Origin of the sequence: Streptomyces sp. NPDC056480, assembly GCF_042795405.1 — a bacterium.
Taxonomy (GTDB): Bacteria; Actinomycetota; Actinomycetes; order Streptomycetales; family Streptomycetaceae; genus Streptomyces.
The window spans coordinates 1-23,519 of the sequence record NZ_JBHTSA010000080.1 but is presented as its reverse complement, the minus strand read 5'-3'; the positions used below and the strand labels follow the sequence as shown (position 1 = coordinate 23,519).

Sequence of the window (23,519 nt, the reverse complement as noted above, 5' to 3'; positions counted from 1 at the left end):
CGTGAGGGATTCGGGGGACTTCAGGGTCGGTGACGTGCTGTCGGTCGCCTGCCCGTTCACGCCCGCGCGGGTCGAGCGGGGTATGAGGTGGGACCGCATCTCGGTGCGGTGGCCCTGGTGGGACGTCGACACGGGCAGTGACTTCATGCGCTGGAACGGGGTCGTGGCCCTGGGCGTGCCCACCGGCGGGCAGGCACCCGGACTGGACGTGGAGATCTTCCGGACCGATCCGCCGCCCGAGCGGCTCGAGGCGGGCGACGACTGCCGGGTCGGGGTGCCACCGACCGTCGTACACGTGACGGCAGTCGAGCACCACGACCCTCCGCTCGAGACGGGCCGGCTGCCGCGGCCCCGGCTGACCGTGAGCGTGCTGGGCCGTGGCGTGTCGTACCGCGAGTTCCCGGACGGCAGCCATCTCAACGGCACGGGGTACGGGCTCCACCCCGGTGACGGGATCCCCTACACCTTCGAACTGCTGATGCGTCCGTACGCGTCCCTCGAACCGGGCGACGAGGTCGCGGACGCCGCTCACCGGGCATGGCGGTTCGACGGGCCCTGGGACTGGACCCCCTTCGACCGGGAACCGGCCGGAGCGGGCCCCGAATGGCCGCTCACCCTGCTCACCCGCGCAGGAACACCCTGCACCGCCGAAGAGGCGGAGTCGGTGGCCGCGGGCACAGCGAGCGGCTCGCACCACAGGACGGTCCAGGACTGGATGGCACTCACCGACGCTTCACCCACGCCCTGACCTCTTCGGGGCGCACCCCCGCAGCCCTCAGATCGTCCGGGGCGTGTGCCGGTCAGGCCGCCGAGGTCGAGGGGCCGGTGGGGCCCTGCGGGTCGGCCTCGGTGAGACGGCGGGCCAGGACGTGCTGGGCCGGAGCCTGGTGCCCTCCTGAGGCGAGGACGCGCACCTCGTCGTGGTCGCTGATCTCCGCTCGGATGATGCCGGTGGGGTCGGCGTAGACCGGATGGCCACCGGGCCCCTTGGAAGAGGTGCGCTCGACGATCACGACGTCCTTGGCCGGACCCGTGTCGTCGGAGAACACCAGCTCGTATCGGACTGGGCTCATTTCGCCCATTTTACGCCGAAGCCCTGGATACGCCCCCGGCCGAGCAGCCGAGAACCCGCTGGTTAGAGTGGTGCCAGGCCGCGCCGCCGCACCAGGGCCGGGCGCGAGACCGGGCCGGCTGTCGACCACAGGGTCCCGGGCGACCGACCGCCCCCGCTCCGTCTCGTCCGGCCCACGGCCGCCTGCCCCGGAAACCCCGCCTCACATGAGTACCGACATCGCTCCGCGTCCCGACCCCGCCCCGGCCGTGACCGACCCTGCCGCCGTCCCCCGCCGCCGACGCCCGCGCCTGGCCAGGATGGCCGGCCGCGCCCCGGCGCGACCGACGCCCGCGGCCGCCGCCCACAACGTCAGCGCCGCCACAGCGGCCCTCCTCATGCTCGTCGCGATCGGCGCCGCCCTCCACGAGCCGGTGCTCATACCCCCGCTCGCCGCCAGCGCCGCACTGGTCCACTGCGCCCCCGCGCTGCCGCTGGCCCAGCCGCGAAGCGTGGTCGTCGGCCACCTCCTCGGCGCCGCCGCCGGATACGCGGTGGCCCTCGCGGCACACGGCAGTGCCTGGGCCGCCGCCCTCGCCGCGGGTGTCACCCTCGCCCTGACGACACTGGCCCGGACCCCGCACTCGCCTGCCTGCGCCACCGCCGTCGTCATCGTCCTTCAGGAGCCCACGCCCGGCAGGTTCGTTCCCCTGCTGTTCGGGTCCACGGTCCTGCTCGTACTGACCGCGTACGCCGCGTCCCGCGTCCGACGCGCGGCACCGAGGTACCCCGCCTACTGGTGGTGAGCGGCTCCGTCCCAGCCCGTACGCGCCGGAGCGCGAACCGTCGGCGGTGGACACGGCACGACCCTCGCCCCCGACCGAGAACCCGTCCGAGAACCGGACCGAGAACCGTTCGAGCGCCGTGCGTCAAACGCCCTTCAGAACCCGATCGAGTGCCGCCCGGCCCACGGGTCCCCAGTGCGGCTTGCCGCCGGGAAGGCCCCGATCTCCGTTCCGTCCCATGAGCATCAGGAAGAGGCACTTCAAGGCGGCCAGCCCGCGAGCACGCCGGATCGCCGCCTCGTCGGCGTTCGCGTACACGTCGAAGAACCGCGAGGCCGTGCCCGCGGGGAGCAGCACCCATGCGGCAGCGAGGTCCCATGCCGGGTCGCCGGCGAACATGTCGCCGAAGTCGACGATGCCCACGAGTGTTCCGTCCGAGACGACGACGTTCGCGGGATGGAGGTCGCCGTGCACCCACAGCGGTCGGCCCTCCCACGCCTCGGCCGCCACGGCGTCGTCCCAGACCGCCCGGACGTCGGCAGCGATGTCGTCGGGGGCGACGACCTGGAAGAGGTTCTCGAAGCCGTCGACGCAGTTCCGGGGATGGGCGCCGCGGTCCCTGCCACTCGGCGCGCCGGCGGGCGCCTCCACATGGAGCGCGCGGAGGAAGCCCGCCAGCGTCTCGGCCGCGTGGGTGCCGCGGCTGATCGCGCCGTGGTCCAGTGGCTCGCCGTGAACCCATGTCATCACGGTCCAGTGCTTGGGGAAGCGCGGGGACGGTTCGCCGAACCGGACCGGGAGCGGCACCGGGAGCGGCAGGCGTGGGGCCAGCACGGGTAGCCACCGCCGCTCCTTGAGTTGAAGTTCCGGGCTGGGGTCCATGCGTTGCATGCGCACCGCCCACTCTTCGCCGAGGCGCCACATCTGGTTGCCCCAGCCGCCCGGAACCTCACGGATGGTCAGTCCGGCAAGGTCTGGATGTTGCTCCCGCAGCAGGTCGCGGACCAGATCTGCGGTGATCTCGATCTCCGTTTCGGTCATGCGGAGTCACAGTACCGAGGCTCGCGGTCGTGGGCGGGACAAAATCCGTCGACATCCCGATGCCGATCGGGTTGGCTGGCCGGCATGCCAGAGCTGCGTACCGAACGTCTCGTGCTTCGTTCGTGGAGGGATTCCGACCGCGCGCCGTGGGCCGCCATGAACGCCGACCCCGACGTACGGGAACACCTGGGGGAACTGCTCACGCGGGAGCAGAGCGACGCCGTACTGTCCGGCATGCGGGCCGACTTCCAGGAGCGGGGCTTCGGGTGGTGGGCGCTCGAATCGCGCGCGACCGGTGAGTTCATCGGCCGCGCCGGTCTGGACGTGGTGGGCCCGGACATGCCGTTCCCGGGGGTGGACGTCGGGTGGCGGCTGACCCGGTCGGCGTGGGGGAACGGCTACGCCACCGAGGCGGCCCTGGCCTGCCTGGCCTTCGCCTTCGAAACTCTCGGGCTGCAGGAGGTGATCGCGACGACGACGGTGCGGAACCTTCGCTCCCAGGCCGTGATGCGCCGCATCGGCATGACCCGGAACCCTGCGGACGACTTCGAGGACCCGAGCGTGCCCGAGGGGCCGCTGCGCCCGTGCGTGCTGTACCGGATCTCCCGCGCGGACGCGCACGGCCCGCGGACAGGTTCACCGGGTCGCCCCGGCCCCGGGTGATCGCGCGACCGGGCAGGTCGGGTCTCAAGCGGTGCCCGGTTCGCCGTCCAGGAGATCGAGCGCGGCGCGGGCGTCCGCGTCGCCGGCGCGGGCGGGTCCGCCGAGCCAGTCGGCCACGGCCGCGAGGTCGGGTCCGACCGGTCGGTCGTCCGCGGCCGGCCCGTCCGTCGGGTGCGCACCGTGGGGTCCGGAGGAGCCGGGCACGACGGCGTCGGTGTCGACGGAGCGCAGCCAGCGCTCCGCCTCCTCCATGCGACCCGTGCGCGCCAGGGCCCCCACGAGGTTGAGCCGCGCTCCGGCGTGTCCCGCCTCGGCCGCGCGGCGCCACAGCGGCTCCGCCGCGTCCCAGTCGCCGCGCTCGGCGAGGACGGCCCCGCAGCTGACGAGCGCGTCCGTGTCGCCCGCGTCCGCCGCCTCGCGCCACCACCGTTCGGCGCCCGCCATGTCGCCGCGCTGGCGCAGCAGATTGCCGAGGTTGTTCATGCCTCCGGCGTCACCCGCCTCGACGGCCCTGCGGTAGTACCTCTCCGCGCCGTCGAGGTCGCCCCGGCCGCGCAGCAGGACGCCGAGATTGACGTAGGAGTCGGTGTGTCCGGCATCGGCGGCGAGCCGGTAGTAGTGCTCCGCCCGAGTCGTGTCCCCTTGCTCGGCCAGGAGAACGCCCATGGTGTGCTGGGAGCCGGTGTGTCCGGCGTCCGCCGCGCGTCGGACGTGCTCGCGCGCGCCGTGGAGGCCGTCCTGGGCCACGTGCATCCGGGAGACCCAGAAGAGGACCTCGGGGTCGCCGGACGCGAGGGCGCCCGCGAAGTACGCGCGGGCGCGTGCCGCGTCGCCTTCCTCGGCCTTGAGGACGGCCATCGCCATGAGTACATGGGGGTGGTCGTCGTCATCCGGGTGGAGGAGGAGCTGCCGTCCCGCCCATTCGGCGGGGGAAGCCGCCGGGGGCACGGAGCCTGCTGCCGGATCCGCGGGCGGACGCACCGGCTCCGGCCGCGACGGCGGCGGCCCGCCGCGGGCCGCGGACTCCCGCAGGGCCCGGAGTTCGGCGAGGGCCTGGCGGGCGCCGACATGGCCGGTCTCGGCCACAGGCCGGAAGTACCGTTCCGCCGCCGCGAACTCCCCTCGGTCCATGAAGAGCGTTCCGAGCGCGAGCGCGGCCATCTGGTCACCGGCGGCCCGTGCCCGCCGGAGCCACTCCTCGGCCTCCTTGACGGCCCCCCGGTTGCCGAGCCCGATGCCGTACACGGTCATCGCCCGTACGTCGCCCGCGCACGCGGCCTCCGCGGCGAGCTCTTCCGGTACGGGGGCTCCTTCCTCGTACGCCGCTCGTATCAGCTCGTCCAGTTCCGCCTGCCGCGCCGCTCGACGGGCCGGTCCGTCGTCCGCTCCGCCCGCCGCGCCGGATCCTCGTCCCGCCCGCCTCCGCCACCACGCGACCATGCCGCTCCCCCGTCCGTCGTCGTGCCGCCATTGTGGCCCTCGCACGCTTGGGTGCGACACCTCCAACACGCCTATGGGGCAGAGGAGTTCGCGCCAGGGACTCAGGGGCCGACATGGATGTGGGCGGCCCACAGGGAGGGGGTGCGCGGGTAACGGTCGCGTACCTCGCGCACCGCCTCGCGCACCGCGTGCGCGGCCCGGTCCGCCACCGGTCTCGGTGCGCCCAGTCCGGCGTACACCCGCTCGGCGATCCGTACGGACATGGTGTCGTCGATCTCCCACAGGGTCCCCACCACATGGCGGAATCCGGCGAGTTGAAGGCCGCCCGCGAGGTGCAGTCCCTCGTCCACGACCGTGAATCCCGACCGGGCCGTGCCGCAGGCGGAGAGGTACGCGAGCTCCGCGCCGGTCAGGTCGAGACGGGAGATCCTCGCCACGGTCAGGGGGTGGTCGAGGTGGTCGTGGACCAGCAGCCTGCTGCCCACGGCCGTGAGGGGCTCGGAGGTCCCGTGGCCGCAGAAGTGCAGCCAGGTGTGGTCGGCGAGGGCGGCGACGACCGCGTCCCTGGTGGCGGCCGCGCCGCTGAGCAACCGGGCACCGGGCAGCGCTCCGACTACGGCGGCCCCCTCGCCCGCCGCCCCGGGCAGCGGCCGGGCCCCGGGCGCCTCGGGGACGGCGACCACCAGGAACGAGGGCGGGGGCGCGGGGGCGCGGCGGCGTCCTGCGGCGAGCGCGCGGACGGTGGGGGCGTACGAGGGGACGGTCCGGTCGAGCACCGTGCGTCCGGCGGCCTCGCGGTGGTGACCTGCGGCGTGCAGCGGCAGGAAGGCCAGCGGGCCGGTGGGGATCCACCAGACACGGGGCGGGCGCTCCCCGGCGGGCGTCCCCGTGATGCCGAGGGCGTCGAGCACCGGTGCGGCAATCGTGTCCCACAGCCATCCGAGGTGTCCGTCGATCTCGTCCTCGGCGGCGGGACCTGCCATCAGATCGTCGCTGTCGTCCGCGGCTCGGACTCGTTCGAGGGCACCGAGGAAGGCTGTGGTCCGGTCGACCACCCCGGGCAGGGCGAGCCGGGGCAGCGGTACGACCCGCAGTCCCCCGGCCGTGATCACCAGGGCGTCGCAGCGGAAGCGGCTGACGTTGACGAGGACGACCGGGCCGTCCGCGCCCTCGGCGAGCAGACCGGCGGGATCGGGCGGCAGCAGGAAGTCGGCGAGGCCGTCGCGGCGGCGGACGTCGGCGAGTGTCCGCTCCCACTCCGAGGCGAGCGCGTGGCGGTCGTACGCGGCTCCCGCTCCGTCCCCGAACCCCGCGGGGACCCCGGCGTCTCCGGGGCCTTCCGGATCGGCGGTACGGCCGATCCCCTCGGCCTCTCCAGGGCCTTCGGCGTTCAGCCTGGTGCGCAGCCACGCGAGCCGGTCGGCGGTACGGGGGTCCTGGGCGCGCAGCCGGGCCAGGTCGTCGTCGTGCCGGCCGAGGCCCTGCCCGAGGAGGACACCGCGCCCCGACTCCAGGAGGCGCAGCGCCTGGACCGGGTCGCCGGCGGCGAGCGCGCAGGCCGCCGCATCGCCGGCGAGGCCCCGGCTCTCGGTGAGGGCCCGCTCCGCGTCCACGAGAGGGAGGTGGCGGGAGGCGAGAGCGGGGAGCCGGGCCAGGGCGTGGCCGTACGCGGTGGCGGCCTCCTCCGGCCGGTGCGCCGTCATCGCCTCGAACCCCCATGCGTGTGCCGCGCGCAGTCGTGTCAGGGGCGCGGCCGTCGGGTGGAGGGCGGCGGTGCGAAGGGCGGCAGCGGCGCCGGGCCGCTTGCGCGCGGCCAGGACGAGGCCGAGCTGGTACTGGACGCCCGCGTGCAGGGGGTGACGGGCCGGCAGCGAGTCGGCCGCCGTGCGCAGCAGGCTCTCGGATCGGTCGGCGTCCTCGGGGCGGTGGTCGCGCTGGTGGCGCTCGGTCAGCGCGGAGGCCAGATTGACCAGGGCCCCGACGCTCGCTACGACGGCTCTCTCATCGTCGGCCGCGCCCGCGCTGTCGGCCGCGTCGGCGCCACCGGCCGCGCCGGCCGGCCCGGCGCCGCTCTCCGTCCCTGCGGCCGCACCCGCCTGCGTGGCCTCGAGGGCGTCGAGCCGCTCCTGGAGGTCCGTCTCGGCGGCGGTGTGATCGTGCCGTACGCGCAAGGCGTTGGCGAGGCCCTGCTGGAGGAGGGCGTGGTCGCGGTGGCCCGGCGGCGCCAGGGCGACGGCCTCCCTGTGTACGGCGACGGCCTCGGCGAGGTCCGTCGGGTCGCCGGTGCGTTCATGGCGCAGCCGCAGGGCGAGACCGAGATTGTGCAGTCGGCCGCCACGGCCCTCCGGGCCGCCTTCGTCGACGGCCGCCCGGGCGACCCGTACCGCGTCGGTCAAGTCGTCGAGCGCGCCCCGGCGTTCGTACCGCTCGCGCAGTGCGGCGCACAGCCCGCTCAGGACGAGGTTCCGCTCGGGGTGTCCGGTGCCGGCCGCCGCCTCGGCCCGACGCAGGGCCGTGACCGCGGCGTCGAGGTCCTCCGGCCTGCCCTCGTGCTCGTACCGGAGGCGCAGGGCCACTCCCCAGAGAGCCAGGGCGGAGGCGTGGAGCGGGCGGGCCCGTACGGGAGTTCCGTCGACGGCGGCTTCACAGGCACGGATCGCGTTCTCCAACCGGACGCGGTCCCGGTGCCGTTCCGCCGCGATGACGCCCTCTCTGGCTCGCGCGTGGAGCGAGGCGACGCGTGCGGTCTCTTCGGCGGCCTCGGGGTCCTGGTCCGCCTCCCCCCGGCCCGCGTACCGCTCAAGGGCCGTGGCGATGGCCGCGTCCTCACGGCCGGCCTCGTCACCCAGCAGGACGCTGCGGCACCGGTGGAGGTCGGCGAGCGTCAGGACGGCTTCGAGGTCGGCGGACGGGTCGGGCACGTGTCGCATCAACTCCCGCGCCATGCGCATGGCTTCGGGGTCCAGAACCGCGGCCTGGTCCATGCTCGTCCGGAACAGCAGTACGCGCGCCGCCAGGGCGTGCAGCAGATCGTCCCGCCTCGTGGCCGCCATACGGGTTACGGTACCGAGCGTGGGCGGCGTCGACCGAGGGGGCGGTTGCATGGCGGGCGAGGAGAGGGTCCGGCTCGGCCGGTTGTGCGCGCAACTCACCGCGATCCGCGGGCTCGTGGAGCGTCAGGGGGAGACGGCGGAACTGGACGCCGTCCTGACCGGACTCCGGGCCGGCGGCGACGTCTCCGAACTTGTCTCCCGTGCGGACGAGTTGGTGCGCCGCTGCGGGGTGGCCCGGGGGCTCGGCGACCTGCGCTCCCCCGGCGGGGTGCTTCCCGACCTGGGTGGCGGGCATCCGGTGGAGGAGGCCCATGTGTGTCCGGGGAGCCGCTGCGACCGGGTCGTCCTGGACGGCGGCGGCACGTGCGGGCTGTACGAGTCCCCGCTGCGCCTGGTCAGGTGGTGAACGTGACCACGTTCCTGGCCACGCTGGGCGGCAAACTGGCCGACACCTGGGTCTCGTTGCTCGTCCTGCCGGGCCTGCTGTACCTCGCCGTGGCGTCGGGGGCCTCGGTGCTCGGTCACCGGCACGCCATCGGCCACGGGCTGTTGACGGCCCGGATCGACGCGTTGGCCGACGACCCCGCCGCCCACGCGCCCGGCACGGTGATCGTCTTCGGGCTGCTCCTCCTGGTGGCCGCCGCGGGCGTCAGCCGACTGGCCGCCGCACTGGGCTCAGGGGTCGAGCGGTTGTGGCTCGGCGACTGGCCCGCCCCGCTGCGGCCCGCCGCGCGCGCCCTGACCCGGCGGCGCGCCGCGCGGTGGGAGACGGCCGACGCGGCCCATCGCCGGGCGGTGACGGCAAGGGCCCTGCTGGCGGCCTCGGGCGGACGGGAGGCGGCCGCACCACACGCCGCCGGGACGAGCGGCCCGGCGGCGACGCCGGAGGACCCGGCCGCCGTGGACCCTGACGGGCGGACGCCGGAGGACCCGGCCGCCGTGAGCCCTGGCGGCCGGACACGGGAGGACGCGGCCGCCCTGGACACGGTCGGTCTCAACGAGGCGCGCAACCGGATCGCCCTGACCCGGCCGGCCCGGCCGACCTGGATGGGCGACCGGCTGATCGCCGCCGACGCCAGGGTCCACCGGACCTACCGGATCGACCTCGTCTCGGCCTGGCCCCGGCTCTGGCTCCTCCTGCCCGACACGGCGCACGCCGAGGTCCAGGCCGCCCGGTCCGCGCTCACGGCCTCGGCCCGCCGGGCGGCATGGGGACTGCTCTACGTACTGCCCGCGCTGTGGTGGTGGCCGGCCGCCCTGATCGCGCTGGTCACCTGGACCGGCGCCTGGCGTCAGGGGCGGGTCGCGGTCCACGAGTTCGCCGAACTCGTGGAGTCCGCCGTGGACCTCCACGGGCGTGACCTCGCCGCCGCCCTGGGCATCCCCTGCGAGGAGCGACTGACCGCCACCACCGGCCTGGAGATCACCCGCACCCTGCGCAAGGGGACGTGACCGCGCCGTCGGCTCGACCGCCGCGGCAGCCACGGCGACCGGTCGGGGTGAGACCCGGGCGAGCTCCGGCTCGAGCCGGCCGTTCGTCAGACGCCCCTCGCCGGCGATCCGGCTCTCCTCGAAGCGCCGGGGTTTCAGCGTGCGTTGAGGCTCACATGGCCAGCGGGCAGGCCAGGAGCAGCGGAAACGTGGGCACGGTGACGATCGTGGACGCGATGCAGCCCCAGACGGCCGGGTGCGTGTGCCGCTCGGGGTTCAGGATGCGTCGCAGGCGGATGAGGGCCGGCGTGCCGCCGCCGCCGAACGTGCCCTCCGGTGTGCGTCCGGCGGCGATCTCGTACATCGCGGTGGCGAGCACCTCGTGCGAGTGCCGCCGGAGCGCACAGTCGTCCGCGATCATCTCCAGGAGCAGGACCGCCTGTTCGCGGGCGTGGCGGGCCAGCGGCAGCCACGGGAACGTTCCGTGGAGGGCGTCCGTGGCGGCGATGACCAGATGGTGGCGGCCGGCGACGTGCGCTCTCTCGTGTTCCAGCACCGCGCCGAGGTGTTCGTCGGTGAGGATCCGCACCGCGCCGTCGCTCACGACGATGCGCGAGCGAAGTCCGGGCAGGCAGTAGGCGTTGGGGGTGGCGTGCGGCACGACGGTCGCGCGCAGCCGCTCGCTCCGCACCCCGACCTTGTCGAGCCGGTCCCGATGCCGGGCGCGGACGAGGTACGCCCGCGTGAGGTGGAAGAGGAACGCGCCGGCCAGGGCCAGGGCGAGGGCGACGGGAATCGCCACGGCCAGGCGGTCGGCCGTCGTGGGGTTCGGAGCCACCGCGCCCGAACCGAACCCGCAGGCGTGCAGGAGGCCGATGACTCCGGCGTGCAGATGCTCCGTCGGCGCCCCCAGCTGAGACGACGCCAGCACGAGCGTGAGGGGGAACGAGGCCGACAGCGTGAGCCAGACCGCCATCGCGAGGGCGGGCGCGCGGTGCGTCCAGGTCGCCTGGAGCAGTACGCGGGGTGCGACGACGCCGACGGCGGCGGCGTAGGCGAGCAGGGCGAGCAGGGGGCTCACCGCTCAGGCCTCTGCCGTACGGTGCGCAGCGCCTCGCGGAGGGCCGCCACCTCGTCGTCGGACATGTTCTCCACGAACTTGACGAGGGCGGCGGGCCGGTCTTCGCTCGCCTCGAGACCGTCCTCCATCAGCGCGGCGGCGTACGCCTCGCGGCTGGCGGCGGGCGAGTAGACCCAGACCCTGCCCTCCCGGGTGCGCACCACGTAGCCCTTGTGGAAGAGGATGCTGATGACGGTGGTCACCGTCGTGTAGGCGACAGGCCGTCGCAGGTTGATGTCGTCGACGACCTCGCGCACCGTCGTCGGGCGGTTCCACTGCCAGAGACGGTGCATGATCTCCGTCTCCAGGTCGCCCAACCGTCGCATCGATCCGTTGCCTCTCGCCGTTCCACCAGTCGTTTCATCCTAGGCGGGTCAGCTGACGCGAACGCCCCACATGAACGGCATGCCGCTGCGGGCTATGGACTCGTACCGGACCTGCGCACCGGGCTTGGGCGAGTGGAGGATCTGTCCGTTGCCCGCGTAGAAGCCGACGTGGCTGAGGTCCGTGCGCATGAGGATGAGGTCGCCGGGCCTGAGATCGCTGAGCGAATCGAGGCGCGTACCGACGCCGGCCTGCGCCTGCGACGTACGGGGCAGGGAGATGCCGGCCTGGCGGAACGCCCACGACGTGAGTCCGGAGCAGTCGAAGGAGTCGGGCCCGGCGGCGCCCCACACATACGGTTTGCCGACCCGGCCCTGGGCGGCCCGGAAGGCCGCCTCGGCGCGCCGGGAGGCACTCGCCTCGTTGCCGAGTTCGGCGCGGGCGCCCGCCCGGTTGGCCCGGTCCTGCTCGGCCGCGATCCGGGACCGTTCCTTGGTGGACAGCTGGTTGAGGAGCCGCTGGGCCTCGCGGAGCTTTCCCTGGATCTCCGTCTTCTGCCCGCGCAGGTCCCGTTGCGTGGCATCGAGGTCCTGGAGCTTCCTGCCGGCCTCCTGCCGGTGCTGCTGGAGGGCGCGCTGCCGCGACAGGAAGTCCTTGAGGAGAGCGGACTGCCGTTCGCCGATCCGGTCGAGGGCGGAGGCCTTCTCCAGGTAGCTGTCCGGGTCCTTGGACAGGAGCAGCTGGAGCGACGGGTCCAGGCCGCCCGACCGGTACTGGCCGGTCGCGACGGTGCCGAGGCGGTCGCGGAGTTCGTTGAGCTCGCCCTGCTTGCGTGCGGCCTCGTCCTGGAACACCCCCACCTGCCGCTGGAGCGCGTCGGCCTTCTCCTTCGCCCCGTTGTACTTCTCCGTGGCCTGCGTCGCCTGCTCGTACAGCCGGTCGATCCGGGCCTGAACGCCCTTCTTGTTCGGATCGGGCAGCGGGTCGGCGGAGGCCGATTGCGTGGAGACCGCGACGGCTGCCGCCGCGGTGACGGTGAGGATGCCGGTGTAGCGGTGAGTCGGTTGTTTCGGGCGGCGATGGGAAGCCACTGCGGCGAGCTCCTTCTTCGGCGCCCCCGCCGCCGCCCGGCGGGCGGCTGATGGTGCGAAGGCTCGCGAATACTAATCTCCTTAGAAAGTTAGAATCAATGATCACCGCCGCGCGGGTCCGCGGGCCGTGAGCCCGGGGCAGACCGCTGCGAGCGGCGGGATACCCTGCTTGAACCGCCAGGCGCCACCCGTGCGCCTGGGCCCTCCGACGGAATCTGGAAGCACGGACGACATGGCACGCGCGCGCGGCATCAGCTGCGCATCGCCCCTCCCTGAGGCGATGCGCGGACTGTGGGCGGCGATCGCCGCCGCCGTCTGCGTGCTCCTGCCGCTGGCCGGGCACCTGCTGGTCCAGGGGCACCTCCCCCGGTGGATGGTCCTCTCCGTGCTGCTGTGCGGTGCCGGCGTGGCCGCGGTCGTCCTGTCGCGCCGCCGGCTCTCCGACACGCAGCTGCTGACCGCGCTCGTGGGTGCGCAGGTGGCGTACCAGGCCGCCTACGCCGTGCCGGGCGTCTGCTCCGTCGTGGGTGTTCCCGACGGCTTCGCGACCTCGCTCGGCCACGGCACCGCCGCCGGGGCACCCCCGGAGGCCTTCGCCGCGGGGCACGTGATCACGCTCGTTCTGGCGGCCCGGCTCCTCAGGGTCTTCGAGCGGTTCCAGTGGCAGACGCCGCCGGTGCTCACCTCCGTGGTCGCGTTGCTGCGTTTCGTCTGGCTGTGCTGCGGCGTTCCCGGCTCGGGGCCCGGTCCGGCCCGCCGCACCGCGGGGGACGACGCTCTGCCGCTCTCGCGTTTCGTGGCCCGGTTGCAGGCCGGCCGTGCGCCGCCCCGTCACCGGCGCGACCTGACCGTCCGCGCCCCTCTCCTCGACCGGGCCGTGTCCCTCCGGTTGCCTCCGTACGCCCTGGCGGCGTAGCCGGGGCCGCTGCGGGCTCGGCATTCCCGACCCGCCCGTCCGGGCGGGCCCGCAGAGAGTTCCGCAACCCATGCATTCCCCAACGCCGGGGAGGCGTGCCGTTCGTACGATGGCGCGCACCCTGATCCTGCCGCTCGCACTCACCTTCACCTGGGCCGCGGCGCCCCCCGCCGCCGCACACACCGACCTCGTCTCCAGCAGCCCGGCCCAGGGCGCGTCCCTCGAAGGTCCGCCGACGACGATCCGGCTGACGTTCAGCGACGAGATGACCGAGCGCTACGCCAAGGTGGCGGTCACCGCGCCGGACGGCTCGGCCGTCGGCGGCGGCATCGACGTCTCGGGCAGGACCGCCACCCTGCCCGTGAAGCCGGGGCTCGATTCCGGCACCTATACGGTCGGGTACCGAGTCGTGTCCGCGGACGGGCACCCCGTCGCCGGCTCCTTCGCGTTCACGGTCAGGAGGCCGGCACCGACGCCGACGGCCCCCGCCCCGTCACCGACTCCCGCCCCGCCGTCGACGGCCGCCCCGTCATCCGCTCCCACCTCGTCGTCGGCCCCCGCCCCGTCGTCCACGCGCTCCGCTTCGGCCATCCCCGCCTCGTCGTCCGCCACCGCCGCCTCCCCGGAGGCCTCGCCCTCGGGGTTCCCGGCAGTGGCCGCCCTGTCGGTCCTGGGCACGGCCGTCGTGGTCTCCGCCGGTGCGGTGGTCGCACGGCGGCGGAGGTCGCGCCATGACGGGTGACCGCATCAGGGCGGCGCAGCCGGCGGCCCTCCTCCTCGCCGCCGTCCTCCTCGCCGCCGTGGTCACGGCGGTGGGTCTGGGCCTCGGTGGCGGGGGCGTGCGGTCGGTGCCGGGCATCGAGGACCCTGGCGCGCTGACGACGTGGGGTCTGCCGATCGCCCGTGTGGTCGGCGACATGGCGGCGGCTGCGACCGTCGGCGCCCTGCTCCTCGCCTCCGTTCTCCTGCCCGGCGGCCGCCGCCTCGGTGCGGCGCACCTGCGCTATGCCGTGGTGGCCGCGGTCGCCGCGGCCGTCTGGGCCCTCGCGGCGGCCGCCCTGCTGGTGTTCACGCTCTCGGATCTCTTCGCCCAGCCGCTCGCCGTGGTTCTTGACCCAGCCGTCGTGGCGGACTTCGTCGTCACCGACGCGCAAGGACGTGCCTATGCCGCCACGGCGGGTGCCGGGGCCGTCGTCGCGACCCTCGGCCTCGGCATCACCACCGTCCGCTGGGCCAGGGCGGCACTCGCCCTCGCGCTCGCCGGCGTTCTGCCGCCTGCCTTCACCGGCCATTCCGCCGCCTCGGCGAACCACGACGCCGCGGTCACGAGCCTCGCCCTGCACGTGACCGGCGTGGCCGTGTGGGTCGGCGGTCTGACCTTCCTCGTGATCGCCGCCCTGCGACGGGAGAGCGGGCTGGGCGTCGCGGCCCGGCGGTTCGGCGTCCTGGCCGGAGCCGCGTTCCTCACCGTCGCGGCGAGCGGTGTGGTCAGCGCCGTCGTCCGTCTCCCTTCACCGGGCCTGCTGTTCGGCAGCGCGTACGGACGCATGCTCGTTCTGAAGGTCCTTGCCCTCGCGGTTCTCGGCGGTCTCGGCTGGTGGCACCGTCGCCGTACCCTGCGGAGGCTCGACCTCGGGACGCGGCGGCCTTTTCTCCGGATCGCGATCGGCGAGGTGCTGATCATGGCGGCCGCGACGGGACTGGCCGTCGCCCTCTCGCGTACGCCTGCCCCGGGAGGGGGCGGAGGCGAACCGACGCGGGCGGAGGAGCTACTGGGCTTCCCGATGCCGCCGCCGCTCGGGGACTTCCCGTGGACGCCCCTCTTCACGCAGTGGCACGTCGACCCGCTCTTCGCGTTCGGCACCGCCGCGGCCGCGCTCCTCTACCTCGCCGGGGTACGCAAGCTGCGTGCCCGGGGGGACGCGTGGCCGGTGGGCCGAACGGTCTCCTGGCTGGCCGGGCTCGCGGTGACCGTCCTGGCCACGATGAGCGGCCTCGCGGTCTACGGCAAGGCCATGATGAGCGTGCACATGGGCCAGCACATGGTCCTCGCCATGACGGTGCCCATCCTGCTCGTCCTGGGTGCGCCGGCGACGCTCGCGCTCCGCGCGCTCCCGCCGGCTGCCAAGGACGGTCCGCACGGGCCCCGCGAGGTGCTCCTCCGGCTGCTCCACAGCCACTTCGTGCGGATCGTCTCCCATCCGGTCGTGGCGAGCGTGCTGTTCATCGGCAGCGCGTTCGTCGTCTACTACACCTCGCTGTTCGAGACGCTGATGCGCAGCCACCTCGGGCACATGGTGATGCTCGTCCACTTCCTCGCCGTGGGCCTGCTCTTCTTCTGGGTCGTCATCGGCATCGACCCGGGGCCGCGCCGACCACCCCACCTCGGCCGGCTGTTCGTCCTCATCCTGACGATGCCGTTCCACTCCTGGTTCAGCATCTCCCTGATGAGTTCCGTCGACGTCATCGGCGAAGGATGGTGGACCGGCCTGGCGCGCGGCTGGGGACCGTCCCTCCTGGACGACCAGTACAACGGCGGAGCCATCGCGTGGGCGACCGGCGACATCCCCGTCCTGATCACCACCGTCATCCTGGCCGTCCAGTGGGTCCGCTCCGACGCCAGGGAGGCCCGTCGCGTCGACCGGCAGATCGACCGGGGCGACGAGAACGACCCGCTGGCCGCCTACAACGCCTACCTCGCGAGCCTCCACGCACGCGACCGCGCCCCGCAGCCCGCCAGGATCCCCGGGCAGCCCGGCACGGCCTCCGACCACCCCACTCATGAGGACTCATGACCAAGCTCAAGAAGAACCTCCTGGCCGCCGCGGTCCTCGTGGCAGCCCTCGGCGTCGCGTTCGGCTCGTTCCTGCTCTTCGCACCCGGGGACGCCACCTCGGTGACCGCGGAGCCCGCCGCCGACGCCCGTCCCGTCCGGGACGACAGCCACCGCCTGACCACCCCCCGACGCGGCGAGCTGACCGTCGTCGAGTTCCTCGACTTCGAATGCGAGGGCTGCGGCGCGGTCCACCCCACCGTCGAGAGGCTGCGCGCCGAGTACGGGGACCGCGTGACGTTCGTCGCCCGCTACTTCCCCATGCCCGGCCACCGCAACAGCACGGCCGCCGCCCTCGCGGCCGAGGCGGCAGCCCAGCAGGGCAGGTTCGAGGCCATGTACGGCAAGCTGTTCGCCGCGCAGAAGGAGTGGGGCGAGGCGAAGGAGTCCAAGGCCGGCCTCTTCCGTACGTACGCCGAAGGCCTGGGCCTCGACCTGGCGGAGTACGACGCCGCGGTGAAGGCACCGGCGACTCTGGAACGCGTCAGGGCGGACCAGCGGGACGGACTCGCCCTCGGCGTCCAGGGAACGCCGACCTTCTTCGTCGACGGGGTGAGGATCCAGACCCCCGGCACCTACGAGGGCTTCAAGGCCCTCATCGACTCCCGGCTCGCCCGATGACCACCGACGACGGCCTTCCCGTCGTGGACTGCTCGCTCCGCTCGACCCACGAGACAGGACCACTCGCCATGACGACCGACCTCTCCCCCGCGTACGACGAACGTCTGACGGCTCCTCGCTCCTACTGGGTGATCGCCGCCCTGGTCGGCCTCGCCTCGGCGCTCATCGTCTTCCCCTACGGCCTGCCCGCCGCCCTCGGAGGATGGGCGGTCGGCACGGCGGTGGCAGGCTCCTGGGTGAACGCGCAGGGTTCCTCCCGGATCAGGATCGTGGGCGACCTCCTGGTGGCCGACGACGCGCGCGTCCCCCTGGCGGCCCTCGGCGACGTCGAGGTCCTGGAGGGCGAGGAGGCCAGGGCCTGGCGCACCTACAAGGCCGACCTGCGGGCGCACATGCTGATGCGGAGCTTCGTGCCCGGCGCGGTCCGGATCGAGGTCGTCGATCCCGGTGATCCGACGCCGTACGTGTACCTGTCGACCCGTACGCCCGAGGCACTCGGCGCCGCGATCGCCGCGGCACGAGGTTCGTGAACCACGCCCAGGGGACGACCGTTCCACCGCTTCCGCCTCTGCGTCCCGTCCGTTGCCTCCGTCCCGATTCGCTGAGAACCGCCCCGCTCGGGGCGGCGAAGGAGCCCTCATGTCCCCCAACAGGTCCTCGACCGCTGCCGCCGCCCGCCGTGCGCAACGCGAAGAGGAGCAGCGCGTCCGGAAGGCGCGCGAACGGCGGAACAAGATCATCACCCTGTCCGTCTGCGCCTTCGTCTTCTTCGCCCTCGCCGGGACCACCACCTACCTGCTCTTCACCATCAAGGGGTGACGAGCGAGCCGTCCTCGCCGCCACGCCCCGCGGACCCGGCGCCGTCCTCCGGTGGGGCGTCACCGGTATCTGGACGAGGATGGCCGCATGGTGAAGGGTGTCGTGGTCGATGCGGTGAACGCCGTGCTGGCGAATCTGTGCCGTGAGTTCAGGGAACTGAACAGCGGGCACCTCGCCACGTACATTCCGCCGCTGACGCGGGCGGACCCCGCGGACTTCGGCATCGCGCTGGCCAGTGCGTCCGGGCACCGGTACCGGGCGGGCGAAGCGGACAAGCTCTTCACGATCCAGTCGGTGTCCAAGCCGTTCGTCCTCGCGCTCGCGCTGAGCGAACTCGGCGCGGCCGAGGTCTTCCGCCGCGTTGGGGCCGAGCCGAGCGGCGAGCCGTTCAACGCCATCAGCCTGGATCCGGAGACGGGCCGGCCGGCGAACCCCATGATCAACGCAGGGGCCATCGCGACCACCGCCCTGGTACCGGCCGCGAGCGCGGAGCAGCGGTTCCAGCGCATCCTGGAGACGCTGAGCGGCTTCGCCGGCCGAGCCCTGGACGTCGATGAGGAGGTCTACCGCGCCGAGGCCGCCACGGGCGACCGGAACATCGCCCTGGCGCACTTGATGCGCGCGGCAGGATCCCTCAAGGGTGACCCGTCGGCCGCACTCGACGTCTACTTCCGCCAGTGCGCGGTCCGGGTCCACGCCGTCGACCTGGCGGTGATGGCCGCGACCCTCGCGAACGGCGGGGTCAACCCCGTCACCGGCGCGAGGGTCGTCCCTGAGCCGGTGGCCGTTCAGGTCCTGGCCGTCATGGCGACGTGTGGGATGTACGACGGTTCGGGCGACTGGCTGCTCCGCGTGGGGCTGCCGGCGAAGAGCGGCGTCTCCGGGGGCTTGGTGGCCGTCAGTCCGGGGCGGTCCGGAATGGGCTGCTACAGCCCCCTGCTCGACGCCGCCGGGAACCCCGTCCGCGCGGTCGCGGCGCTGACCGTGCTGTCCCAGGAGCTCGGGCTCCATCTGATGCACAACCCTCCGCCCGGCACCCCGACGCTCATCGAGCCCGGCCCGAGCGACGGGCCCGGCGGGGCCGCGTGGTCCAGGCCCGGGAGCGATGCGGCCCCCGGTGATCCGCCCGCCTGGGTCGCGGCGCAGGGAGAACTCGACTTCACCGCCGCCGAACGGCTCGCCTACGCCCTGGCGGAGCGTCTGCCCGAGGTCGGCCACGGCCGCGCCGTCATCGACCTCGTGCACGTCACGGCCGTCGACGCGGCGGCGGAGACCCTCATCCGCGCGGTCCTGGAACGCGTCACGGCCAGGGGGCACCTCGTGGGTCTCGTGGGCGAGGCCGCGATGCCGTTCGGCGCCCAAGGGGTCCTGCTCGTCTCACGATCCGCCGCCGCCGACTGGGCACGGCCGCCTTCGTGAGCTGTGCGGGGGATCCGATCAGGCCGCGCCGTGCTTCTTGAAGGAGGTGTCGTCCGTGGCCAGTGCCCAGATCACGATGATCGAGATGGCCATCGAGAACAGTGCCCACCAGGGGTGATAGGGCAGGAACAGGAACTGGGCGACGGTGTTCAGGACGGCCAGCGTGATGCCGCCCATCCGTCCCCACTCGGAGCCCATGAGGATTCCGGCGCCGGCGAGGCCGACGAGGATGCCGAGGACGATGTGGGTCCAGCCCCAGCCGGTCAGGTTGAACTCGTAGACGTAGTCGCCGACGCGGGCGTAGACGTCGTCCTTGGCCACGGCGGCGATGCCCTGGAGGATGTCCAGGATTCCGATGACCACCATGAGGACACCGGCGAACAGGGTTCCGCCTGCGGCGCCCCTGGTGCTCGCGTCGGCGCTGGGCGGGCGGGGTGCGGTGTTCTGGCTCATGGGGTCATCGTCCGGCCGTCGCTCCGGGAGCGACCGTTCAACTGCGCCGAACGGGTGAACGGGGTGGGGTGAACCGTCGGCGGCGTGCGCCCGCGCCGGACCCGGCGCGGGAACACCTGCCGGGCCCCGGCTGTTGCGCGAGGGCCCGGCAGGTCGGTCGGCGGCGCGTCCGGAGTACCGTCGGCTGCGCGTCCGCAGTACCGTCAGGCGATGGTCCACCGCTGGAGCGACGTACCGGTGTCGGGCTGCTGGGTGACGAGGGCTCCGTCGGCGGCGGAGGCCGTGGTCAGGAGCAGCCCGCTCGCCGCGGAGGCGACGGTGTAGGTGCCGGCGGCCTGGCGGACGATGCTCCAGCGCTGGTTGGCGCCCTTGGTGCAGGTCCACTGGATGACGCGTGCACCGGCGGCGGTGGAGCCGCCCTCGACGTCGGCGCAGAGCCCGGACTCGCCGTTCTTGAGCTCGTAGCTCCCGTCCGTCTGCTGGGTGAGGCTCCACTTCTGGTTGAGGCCGCCGGTCGGCGCCCAGGTGATGAGCCGGGTGCCGGCGGTGGTGCTGTGGTCGGGGTTGTCGAGCGCCTTGCCCGCGGCGGTGAGGGTGCGGACGCCGTCGAGGGAGGCCGTGACGGCCCAGGTGAACGTGGTCGTGCCGGTGGCGCTGCCGGAGGACGCGGTGACGGTGACCGTCGACGTGCCCGCCGCGGTGGGGGTGCCGGTGATCAGTCCGCCGGTGCTGATGCCCAGACCGGCGGGGAGGCCGGCGGCGGTGAAGGTGAGCGGCTTCCCCGCCGAGTCCGCGGCTTCGATCTGGAGGGAGACGGGCTTGTTCAGGGTGGTCGTCCGGTTGCCCGGATGGGTGACCGTCACCGTCTCGGGGACCTGCGCGGTCGGGGTCAGCGTGAGGGCCTGCTCCCCTGCCGTCCGGGTGCCGCCGACCGCGTTCCCCGTGGTGTTGGTCCAGCTGCGCGTGGGCGTGGTCTCGGCGAGGCGGCCGGTGTCGGCGGAGAGACCGATGACGAGGCCGCTGTAGCGGTTGACGATCTTGTACGTGCCGGTGGCGGTGCCGTCGGTGGGCGAGGCGCCCCGGATGACGAACCACTGCTGTCCGACGGTGGGGCCGTCGGTCGGGGCGGCCGTGACGGTGGGCTTGGTGCCCCAGGCCCGCGTGGCGGTGGAGGTGGTGCCCACGCCGAGGAGCCCGCCGGAGCCGGAGTTGGCGATGCGGTACGAGCCGTCCCCGTTCGGCGTGAAGGTCCAGGACTCGAGGCCGGAACCGGTGGCGGCGGCGAGCGAGGTGGTGGCCGAACCGCCGGAGACCTGGGCCAGGACGCGGCCGCCCGCGCTGGAGATGCGGTACGCCCTGGTCGTGTCGACGGGCGCCGCGGGCTCCGTGGTGCCGATCGTCAGGTTGACGTACTCGCTGCCGGCGCCGTTGGAACAGCCGAAGGAGCAGTACGAGCGGAAGTTCTTGCCGACGATCCCCGAGCCGGTCTTGTTGCCGCTGTCGAGGAACCAGCGGTACCAGGACGCGTTCTTGTAGCTGCCGGTGTCACCCAGGCGGAACCACTTCTGGGTGGCCAGGTTGTCGGTGGCGTAGATCTCCTGGGAGGCGTTGCCGCTCTGGTCGACCGCCTGGGGCTGGCCGATGTACAGGCCGAGATGGGCGTTGTACGTGATGTCCATGACGAACAGCGGGGACGTCGGAGGTGTCAGACCGGCGGCCACCTGCTGGCTCACGGTGCCGCTGACGGCCGGGTCGTACTCCTTCGACGGCGGGGTGTAGCCCGTGGTGCTCCCGGCGCCGACCGGGACCATGGTGCTCTCACGGCCTCCGACGCCGGGCTCGGACCAGGCGCCGTCGTACCACTTCTGCCAGGAGCCGGGCGCCATCTTCGACGCGATCGGAGCCCGGGCGACGTGCCCGTAGAACGCGGCCCAGCCACCGCCCTTGTTCACGATCCGGGAGCCGTAGAAGGCGTAGAAGTAGCCGGACGCCGTGTCGACGAACAGGCGCTGGTCACCGGTGCCGTAGTGGTAGGTCTGCTGCGGGAAGGCGGCGGTGTCGCCGCGCTTGGTGCTGTAGTGCGAGGTGATGACGTGGTCCTTGATGGTCCACGTGCGTCCCTGGTCCTTGGAGACGGCGTAGTCGATGCCGTCGTAGTGGATGCCGTCGCCGAAGGGCTGCGGGGTGAACTCGTTGTGCACGAGTCCGTACCAGTCGCCGGTGTCCGGGTCGACCCAGACTCCGGCCAGGTCGCAGTAGTTGCGGTGCGCGTACGAACCGGTGGAGGGCGCCTGGGTGGACTCCACGCCCGTCGGGCTGTTGTTGCAGCGCCAGGTGGTGTCGTTGTTGCGGTCGTTGGAGTTGGCCGGGTTCACCGCGTCGCTGAGGGCGGCGGACCGGGTGGCGGTGTCGAAGTTCGTTCCGGTGTAGAAGGTCCACTTGCGGGGGTCGCTCGCTCCGTACAGCGCGTGCGCCTGCTGGAAGTAGAAGGTGCCGTCCTTGTCGATGTACGTGCCGGCGGGGGTGTCGTCGGGGTGGGTCCACGAGCCCTTGGCGCCGACGGAGACGGTGTAGGCGGCGGCGCCGGGTGCCGCGTCCGGCGCGTCCGCCGCCGACGCCACGGGCGTCGCCAGCGTGCTGCCGCCGGTGACGACCAGCGCGGCGGCGACGAGCGCCGCGGCCAGTCTGCTACGAGGAGTGCGCATGGTTCTCCCTGATCGGAGGAGCCGCGAGGGGGAGGGCTCCTTGACGGTCCGCCGTCCCGGGGGACGGCGGACGAACGGACGGGCCGGGGGCGCGGCCGGCTGTTCGGGGTGGGGGGGCAGGGTGGGGGCGGATGGAGTGGGACGGGGCGGGGTGGGGGCGGATGCTCGGCATGCGGCCGGGCGGCACTCAGACTGCTCTCCCCCGCGTCATGGCTCATAGGGACGAATCACCGAGGCGCTTGGACTTTCCGTGCGCCGCCGCGCTTGGACTTTCCGTCGGAACACCGCCGTGCCGTCTCGGGCCCGCCCCCGGCCCCGAGCGGGGCCCGCCCGGCACGCACCGGTGGAGTGCGTCCGCCGACCGGCCCTGGCCGGGGCGTGCCGCGGGCTCGTACTGCTGCCGGTCTGCTAGGCAGGCACATGCCCCGACCGGGTTCCCGGCCCGGGCCCAGGGCCGGGGCGCCGGCCCGCCGCCCACAGCTCACCGCACCCAGGGAGATCCGCACGTGCCCACCCGCACCCGTGGCCGCCGCCGTCCGCGCGCCGTACTGTCCGCCGCCGCCTTCACCGCCGCCGTGCTCGGCGCGACGCTGCTCCAGCCCGCGCAGGCCGCCGACGGGCACCCGCCGCGGCACGACCCGCACCTGCAGCGGGAACTCGACCGGCTCGTCGCCCAGGCCGACGGCCCGCCCGGGGTGATCGCCCTGCTCACCAGGGGCGACCGTACACAGGTGTACACGGCAGGCGTCGGTGACATCACCACCGGGCGTCCGCCGCGCCCCGACGAGCACATGCGGATCGCCAGCGCCGCCAAGGCGTTCAGCGGCGCCGTCGCCCTCCGGCTCGTCGACCAGGGCCGGCTCTCCCTCGACGACACCATCGCCGAGCTGCTTCCCGGACAGCCCGCCGCCTGGGGCGCGGTGACGCTGCGCCAGCTCCTGGCGCACACGAGCGGTCTGCCCGACTACTCCGCCGCCCCCGAGTTCGTGGCCGTCCTCACCGCCGACCCCCGCCACGTCTTCGACCCGCGCCGGCTCCTCGACTTCGTCGCCGACAAGCCGCTGCTCTTCGTCCCCGGTTCGCTGTACGAGTACTCCAACTCCGACAACATCGCGGTGGCGCTCATGGCGGAGGCCGCGACCGGCCGCCCCTACGAGGACCTCCTCGACGAGCTGGTGTACCGGCCCGTGGGCCTGCACCGCACCAGCCTCCCGCTGGGCTACCGGCTCCCGCGGCCCTATCTCCACGGCTACGCGGTCGCCCCGCCGGCCGCGCCCGAGGACGTGAGCGAGACCTTCGGCGCCTCCGGGGCCTGGGCCTCGGGCGGCATCGTCTCCACCCCGCGCGAGCTCGGCAGGTTCATCCGCGCCTACGCCGGCCCCGCGCTGCTCTCGGAGCAGACCCGCACGGCGCAACTCGCTTTCCGCCCCGGCGACTCCTCCGAGCCCCCGGGGCCCGGCACGAACGCCGCCGGGCTGGCGATCTTCCAGTACACCACCCGCTGCGGCGTGCTCTACGGCCACACCGGGAACACCGCCGGCTACACCCAGCTCATGGCCGCCACCCCCGACGGCACCCGCTCCCTGACCTTCTCCGTCAACACCCAGACCAGCCCCCGCGTCAAGCCCGCCCTGCTGGCCCGACTGCGCACCGTCCAGGAGGACTTCGTCTGCGCCCTCCTCAAGGACAGGTAAGCCGGCCACAGGCCCGGGAAACAGGTCGCCGGCCGGGCGGGCCTCCCTCGGTGGGAGGCC

At 73.7% G+C, this 23,519-nt stretch carries 22 protein-coding genes; 13 read left to right on the top strand and 9 right to left on the bottom strand.

Annotated features, from left to right (window positions below; all coding sequences use genetic code 11):
• Position 1: 1 nt before the first annotated feature.
• Positions 2–748 carry a hypothetical protein gene (locus ACFQ79_RS28430; protein WP_383588821.1) on the top strand — a complete coding sequence of 249 codons (747 nt, stop codon included), beginning with the start codon at positions 2–4 and terminating at the stop codon, positions 746–748.
• Between the two features lie 52 nt (positions 749–800).
• On the opposite strand, the gene ACFQ79_RS28425 is transcribed toward ACFQ79_RS28430, so the two are convergent.
• Positions 801–1,073 carry a DUF6296 family protein gene (locus ACFQ79_RS28425; RefSeq protein ID WP_383588818.1) on the bottom strand — a complete coding sequence of 91 codons (273 nt, stop codon included), beginning with the start codon at positions 1,071–1,073 and terminating at the stop codon, positions 801–803.
• Positions 1,074–1,278: 205 nt separating this feature from the next.
• Between ACFQ79_RS28425 and ACFQ79_RS28420 the strand changes: the two genes are divergently transcribed.
• Positions 1,279–1,857: an HPP family protein gene (locus ACFQ79_RS28420; RefSeq protein WP_383588815.1), complete on the top strand. Its 579-nt coding sequence runs from the start codon at positions 1,279–1,281 to the stop codon at positions 1,855–1,857.
• Positions 1,858–1,980: 123 nt separating this feature from the next.
• Here the strand turns inward: ACFQ79_RS28420 and ACFQ79_RS28415 are convergent, their stop codons facing one another.
• On the bottom strand, positions 1,981–2,877 hold the full coding sequence (locus ACFQ79_RS28415; RefSeq protein WP_383588812.1) for an aminoglycoside phosphotransferase family protein: 897 nt from the start codon (positions 2,875–2,877) through the stop codon (positions 1,981–1,983).
• 84 nt (positions 2,878–2,961) lie between these two features.
• Here ACFQ79_RS28415 and ACFQ79_RS28410 point away from each other — a divergent pair, with 84 nt between their 5' ends.
• The gene (locus tag ACFQ79_RS28410) at positions 2,962–3,540 is read left to right on the top strand and encodes a GNAT family N-acetyltransferase (protein ID WP_383588809.1); all 579 of its coding nucleotides are present in this window, start codon (positions 2,962–2,964) and stop codon (positions 3,538–3,540) included.
• Positions 3,541–3,564: 24 nt separating this feature from the next.
• Here the strand turns inward: ACFQ79_RS28410 and ACFQ79_RS28405 are convergent, their stop codons facing one another.
• Together ACFQ79_RS28405 and ACFQ79_RS28400 are read right to left on the bottom strand one after the other, a co-directional pair.
• Positions 3,565–4,980, bottom strand: a complete 1,416-nt coding sequence (locus ACFQ79_RS28405; RefSeq protein WP_383588806.1) for a tetratricopeptide repeat protein — start codon at positions 4,978–4,980, stop codon at positions 3,565–3,567.
• A 101-nt stretch (positions 4,981–5,081) separates the two neighbouring features.
• The gene (locus tag ACFQ79_RS28400) at positions 5,082–8,033 is read right to left on the bottom strand and encodes a CHAT domain-containing protein (protein ID WP_383588803.1); all 2,952 of its coding nucleotides are present in this window, start codon (positions 8,031–8,033) and stop codon (positions 5,082–5,084) included.
• A gap of 49 nt (positions 8,034–8,082) precedes the next feature.
• Here ACFQ79_RS28400 and ACFQ79_RS28395 point away from each other — a divergent pair, with 49 nt between their 5' ends.
• Together ACFQ79_RS28395 and ACFQ79_RS28390 are read left to right on the top strand one after the other, a co-directional pair.
• Positions 8,083–8,439, top strand: coding sequence for a hypothetical protein (locus ACFQ79_RS28395; protein ID WP_383588800.1), 357 nt, complete (start codon positions 8,083–8,085; stop codon positions 8,437–8,439).
• A 2-nt stretch (positions 8,440–8,441) separates the two neighbouring features.
• The gene (locus tag ACFQ79_RS28390; protein ID WP_383588797.1) at positions 8,442–9,485 is read left to right on the top strand and encodes a hypothetical protein; all 1,044 of its coding nucleotides are present in this window, start codon (positions 8,442–8,444) and stop codon (positions 9,483–9,485) included.
• A 151-nt stretch (positions 9,486–9,636) separates the two neighbouring features.
• Here the strand turns inward: ACFQ79_RS28390 and ACFQ79_RS28385 are convergent, their stop codons facing one another.
• From ACFQ79_RS28385 to ACFQ79_RS28375, 3 genes are read right to left on the bottom strand one after another with little or no spacing between them, the layout of a single operon-like run.
• Positions 9,637–10,545, bottom strand: a complete 909-nt coding sequence (locus ACFQ79_RS28385; RefSeq protein WP_383588794.1) for a M56 family metallopeptidase — start codon at positions 10,543–10,545, stop codon at positions 9,637–9,639.
• Positions 10,542–10,910, bottom strand: coding sequence for a BlaI/MecI/CopY family transcriptional regulator (locus tag ACFQ79_RS28380; RefSeq protein ID WP_231076370.1), 369 nt, complete (start codon positions 10,908–10,910; stop codon positions 10,542–10,544). Before ACFQ79_RS28380 ends, ACFQ79_RS28385 begins: the two co-directional genes overlap by 4 nt.
• 48 nt (positions 10,911–10,958) lie before the next feature.
• Positions 10,959–11,999, bottom strand: a complete 1,041-nt coding sequence (locus tag ACFQ79_RS28375; protein ID WP_383588791.1) for an NlpC/P60 family protein — start codon at positions 11,997–11,999, stop codon at positions 10,959–10,961.
• Between the two features lie 280 nt (positions 12,000–12,279).
• On the opposite strand from ACFQ79_RS28375, the gene ACFQ79_RS28370 reads away from it, so the two are divergent.
• From ACFQ79_RS28370 to glsA, 7 genes are all read left to right on the top strand, one after another.
• Positions 12,280–12,915 (top strand): hypothetical protein, encoded by a 636-nt coding sequence (locus tag ACFQ79_RS28370; protein WP_383588788.1) that lies wholly within the window; start codon positions 12,280–12,282, stop codon positions 12,913–12,915.
• A gap of 109 nt (positions 12,916–13,024) precedes the next feature.
• Positions 13,025–13,657: a copper resistance CopC family protein gene (locus tag ACFQ79_RS28365; RefSeq protein WP_383588785.1), complete on the top strand. Its 633-nt coding sequence runs from the start codon at positions 13,025–13,027 to the stop codon at positions 13,655–13,657.
• Complete coding sequence (locus ACFQ79_RS28360; protein ID WP_383588782.1) at positions 13,647–15,710, top strand: cytochrome c oxidase assembly protein; 2,064 nt, start codon at positions 13,647–13,649, stop codon at positions 15,708–15,710. The genes ACFQ79_RS28365 and ACFQ79_RS28360 overlap by 11 nt, the downstream gene beginning before the upstream one ends.
• Positions 15,707–16,369, top strand: coding sequence for a DsbA family protein (locus ACFQ79_RS28355; protein ID WP_383588780.1), 663 nt, complete (start codon positions 15,707–15,709; stop codon positions 16,367–16,369). Before ACFQ79_RS28360 ends, ACFQ79_RS28355 begins: the two co-directional genes overlap by 4 nt.
• Before the next feature lie 68 nt (positions 16,370–16,437).
• A complete protein-coding gene (locus ACFQ79_RS28350; RefSeq protein WP_383588853.1) occupies positions 16,438–16,899 on the top strand; it encodes a DUF3093 domain-containing protein in 462 nt (153 codons plus the stop codon).
• Between the two features lie 109 nt (positions 16,900–17,008).
• A complete protein-coding gene (locus tag ACFQ79_RS28345) occupies positions 17,009–17,188 on the top strand; it encodes a hypothetical protein (protein WP_383588778.1) in 180 nt (59 codons plus the stop codon).
• A gap of 87 nt (positions 17,189–17,275) precedes the next feature.
• Entirely contained in the window at positions 17,276–18,607 is a 1,332-nt protein-coding gene (gene glsA / locus ACFQ79_RS28340) for a glutaminase A (protein ID WP_383588773.1), read from the top strand.
• Between the two features lie 18 nt (positions 18,608–18,625).
• Here glsA and ACFQ79_RS28335 read toward each other — a convergent pair whose 3' ends face one another.
• Positions 18,626–19,060 (bottom strand): hypothetical protein, encoded by a 435-nt coding sequence (locus ACFQ79_RS28335; RefSeq protein WP_383588771.1) that lies wholly within the window; start codon positions 19,058–19,060, stop codon positions 18,626–18,628.
• A 203-nt stretch (positions 19,061–19,263) separates the two neighbouring features.
• The gene (locus tag ACFQ79_RS28330) at positions 19,264–21,765 is read right to left on the bottom strand and encodes an RICIN domain-containing protein (protein ID WP_383588768.1); all 2,502 of its coding nucleotides are present in this window, start codon (positions 21,763–21,765) and stop codon (positions 19,264–19,266) included.
• A 506-nt stretch (positions 21,766–22,271) separates the two neighbouring features.
• On the opposite strand from ACFQ79_RS28330, the gene ACFQ79_RS28325 reads away from it, so the two are divergent.
• Positions 22,272–23,459, top strand: coding sequence for a serine hydrolase domain-containing protein (locus tag ACFQ79_RS28325; protein ID WP_383588765.1), 1,188 nt, complete (start codon positions 22,272–22,274; stop codon positions 23,457–23,459).
• Positions 23,460–23,519: the final 60 nt, after the last annotated feature.

What these genes read in the sequence shown, in the direction of transcription:
- ACFQ79_RS28425 (WP_383588818.1), bottom strand. Translation starts at nt 1,073, where the DNA reads ATGAGCCCAGTCCGATACGAGCTGGTGTTCTCCGACGACACGGGTCCG.
- ACFQ79_RS28420 (WP_383588815.1), top strand. Translation starts at nt 1,279, where the DNA reads ATGAGTACCGACATCGCTCCGCGTCCCGACCCCGCCCCGGCCGTGACC.
- ACFQ79_RS28415 (WP_383588812.1), bottom strand. Translation starts at nt 2,877, where the DNA reads ATGACCGAAACGGAGATCGAGATCACCGCAGATCTGGTCCGCGACCTG.
- ACFQ79_RS28410 (WP_383588809.1), top strand. Translation starts at nt 2,962, where the DNA reads ATGCCAGAGCTGCGTACCGAACGTCTCGTGCTTCGTTCGTGGAGGGAT.
- ACFQ79_RS28405 (WP_383588806.1), bottom strand. Translation starts at nt 4,980, where the DNA reads ATGGTCGCGTGGTGGCGGAGGCGGGCGGGACGAGGATCCGGCGCGGCG.
- ACFQ79_RS28400 (WP_383588803.1), bottom strand. Translation starts at nt 8,033, where the DNA reads ATGGCGGCCACGAGGCGGGACGATCTGCTGCACGCCCTGGCGGCGCGC.
- ACFQ79_RS28395 (WP_383588800.1), top strand. Translation starts at nt 8,083, where the DNA reads ATGGCGGGCGAGGAGAGGGTCCGGCTCGGCCGGTTGTGCGCGCAACTC.
- ACFQ79_RS28380 (WP_231076370.1), bottom strand. Translation starts at nt 10,910, where the DNA reads ATGCGACGGTTGGGCGACCTGGAGACGGAGATCATGCACCGTCTCTGG.
- ACFQ79_RS28370 (WP_383588788.1), top strand. Translation starts at nt 12,280, where the DNA reads ATGCGCGGACTGTGGGCGGCGATCGCCGCCGCCGTCTGCGTGCTCCTG.
- ACFQ79_RS28365 (WP_383588785.1), top strand. Translation starts at nt 13,025, where the DNA reads ATGGCGCGCACCCTGATCCTGCCGCTCGCACTCACCTTCACCTGGGCC.
- ACFQ79_RS28360 (WP_383588782.1), top strand. Translation starts at nt 13,647, where the DNA reads ATGACGGGTGACCGCATCAGGGCGGCGCAGCCGGCGGCCCTCCTCCTC.
- ACFQ79_RS28355 (WP_383588780.1), top strand. Translation starts at nt 15,707, where the DNA reads ATGACCAAGCTCAAGAAGAACCTCCTGGCCGCCGCGGTCCTCGTGGCA.
- ACFQ79_RS28350 (WP_383588853.1), top strand. Translation starts at nt 16,438, where the DNA reads ATGACGACCGACCTCTCCCCCGCGTACGACGAACGTCTGACGGCTCCT.
- ACFQ79_RS28345 (WP_383588778.1), top strand. Translation starts at nt 17,009, where the DNA reads ATGTCCCCCAACAGGTCCTCGACCGCTGCCGCCGCCCGCCGTGCGCAA.
- glsA (WP_383588773.1), top strand. Translation starts at nt 17,276, where the DNA reads ATGGTGAAGGGTGTCGTGGTCGATGCGGTGAACGCCGTGCTGGCGAAT.
- ACFQ79_RS28335 (WP_383588771.1), bottom strand. Translation starts at nt 19,060, where the DNA reads ATGAGCCAGAACACCGCACCCCGCCCGCCCAGCGCCGACGCGAGCACC.
- ACFQ79_RS28330 (WP_383588768.1), bottom strand. Translation starts at nt 21,765, where the DNA reads ATGCGCACTCCTCGTAGCAGACTGGCCGCGGCGCTCGTCGCCGCCGCG.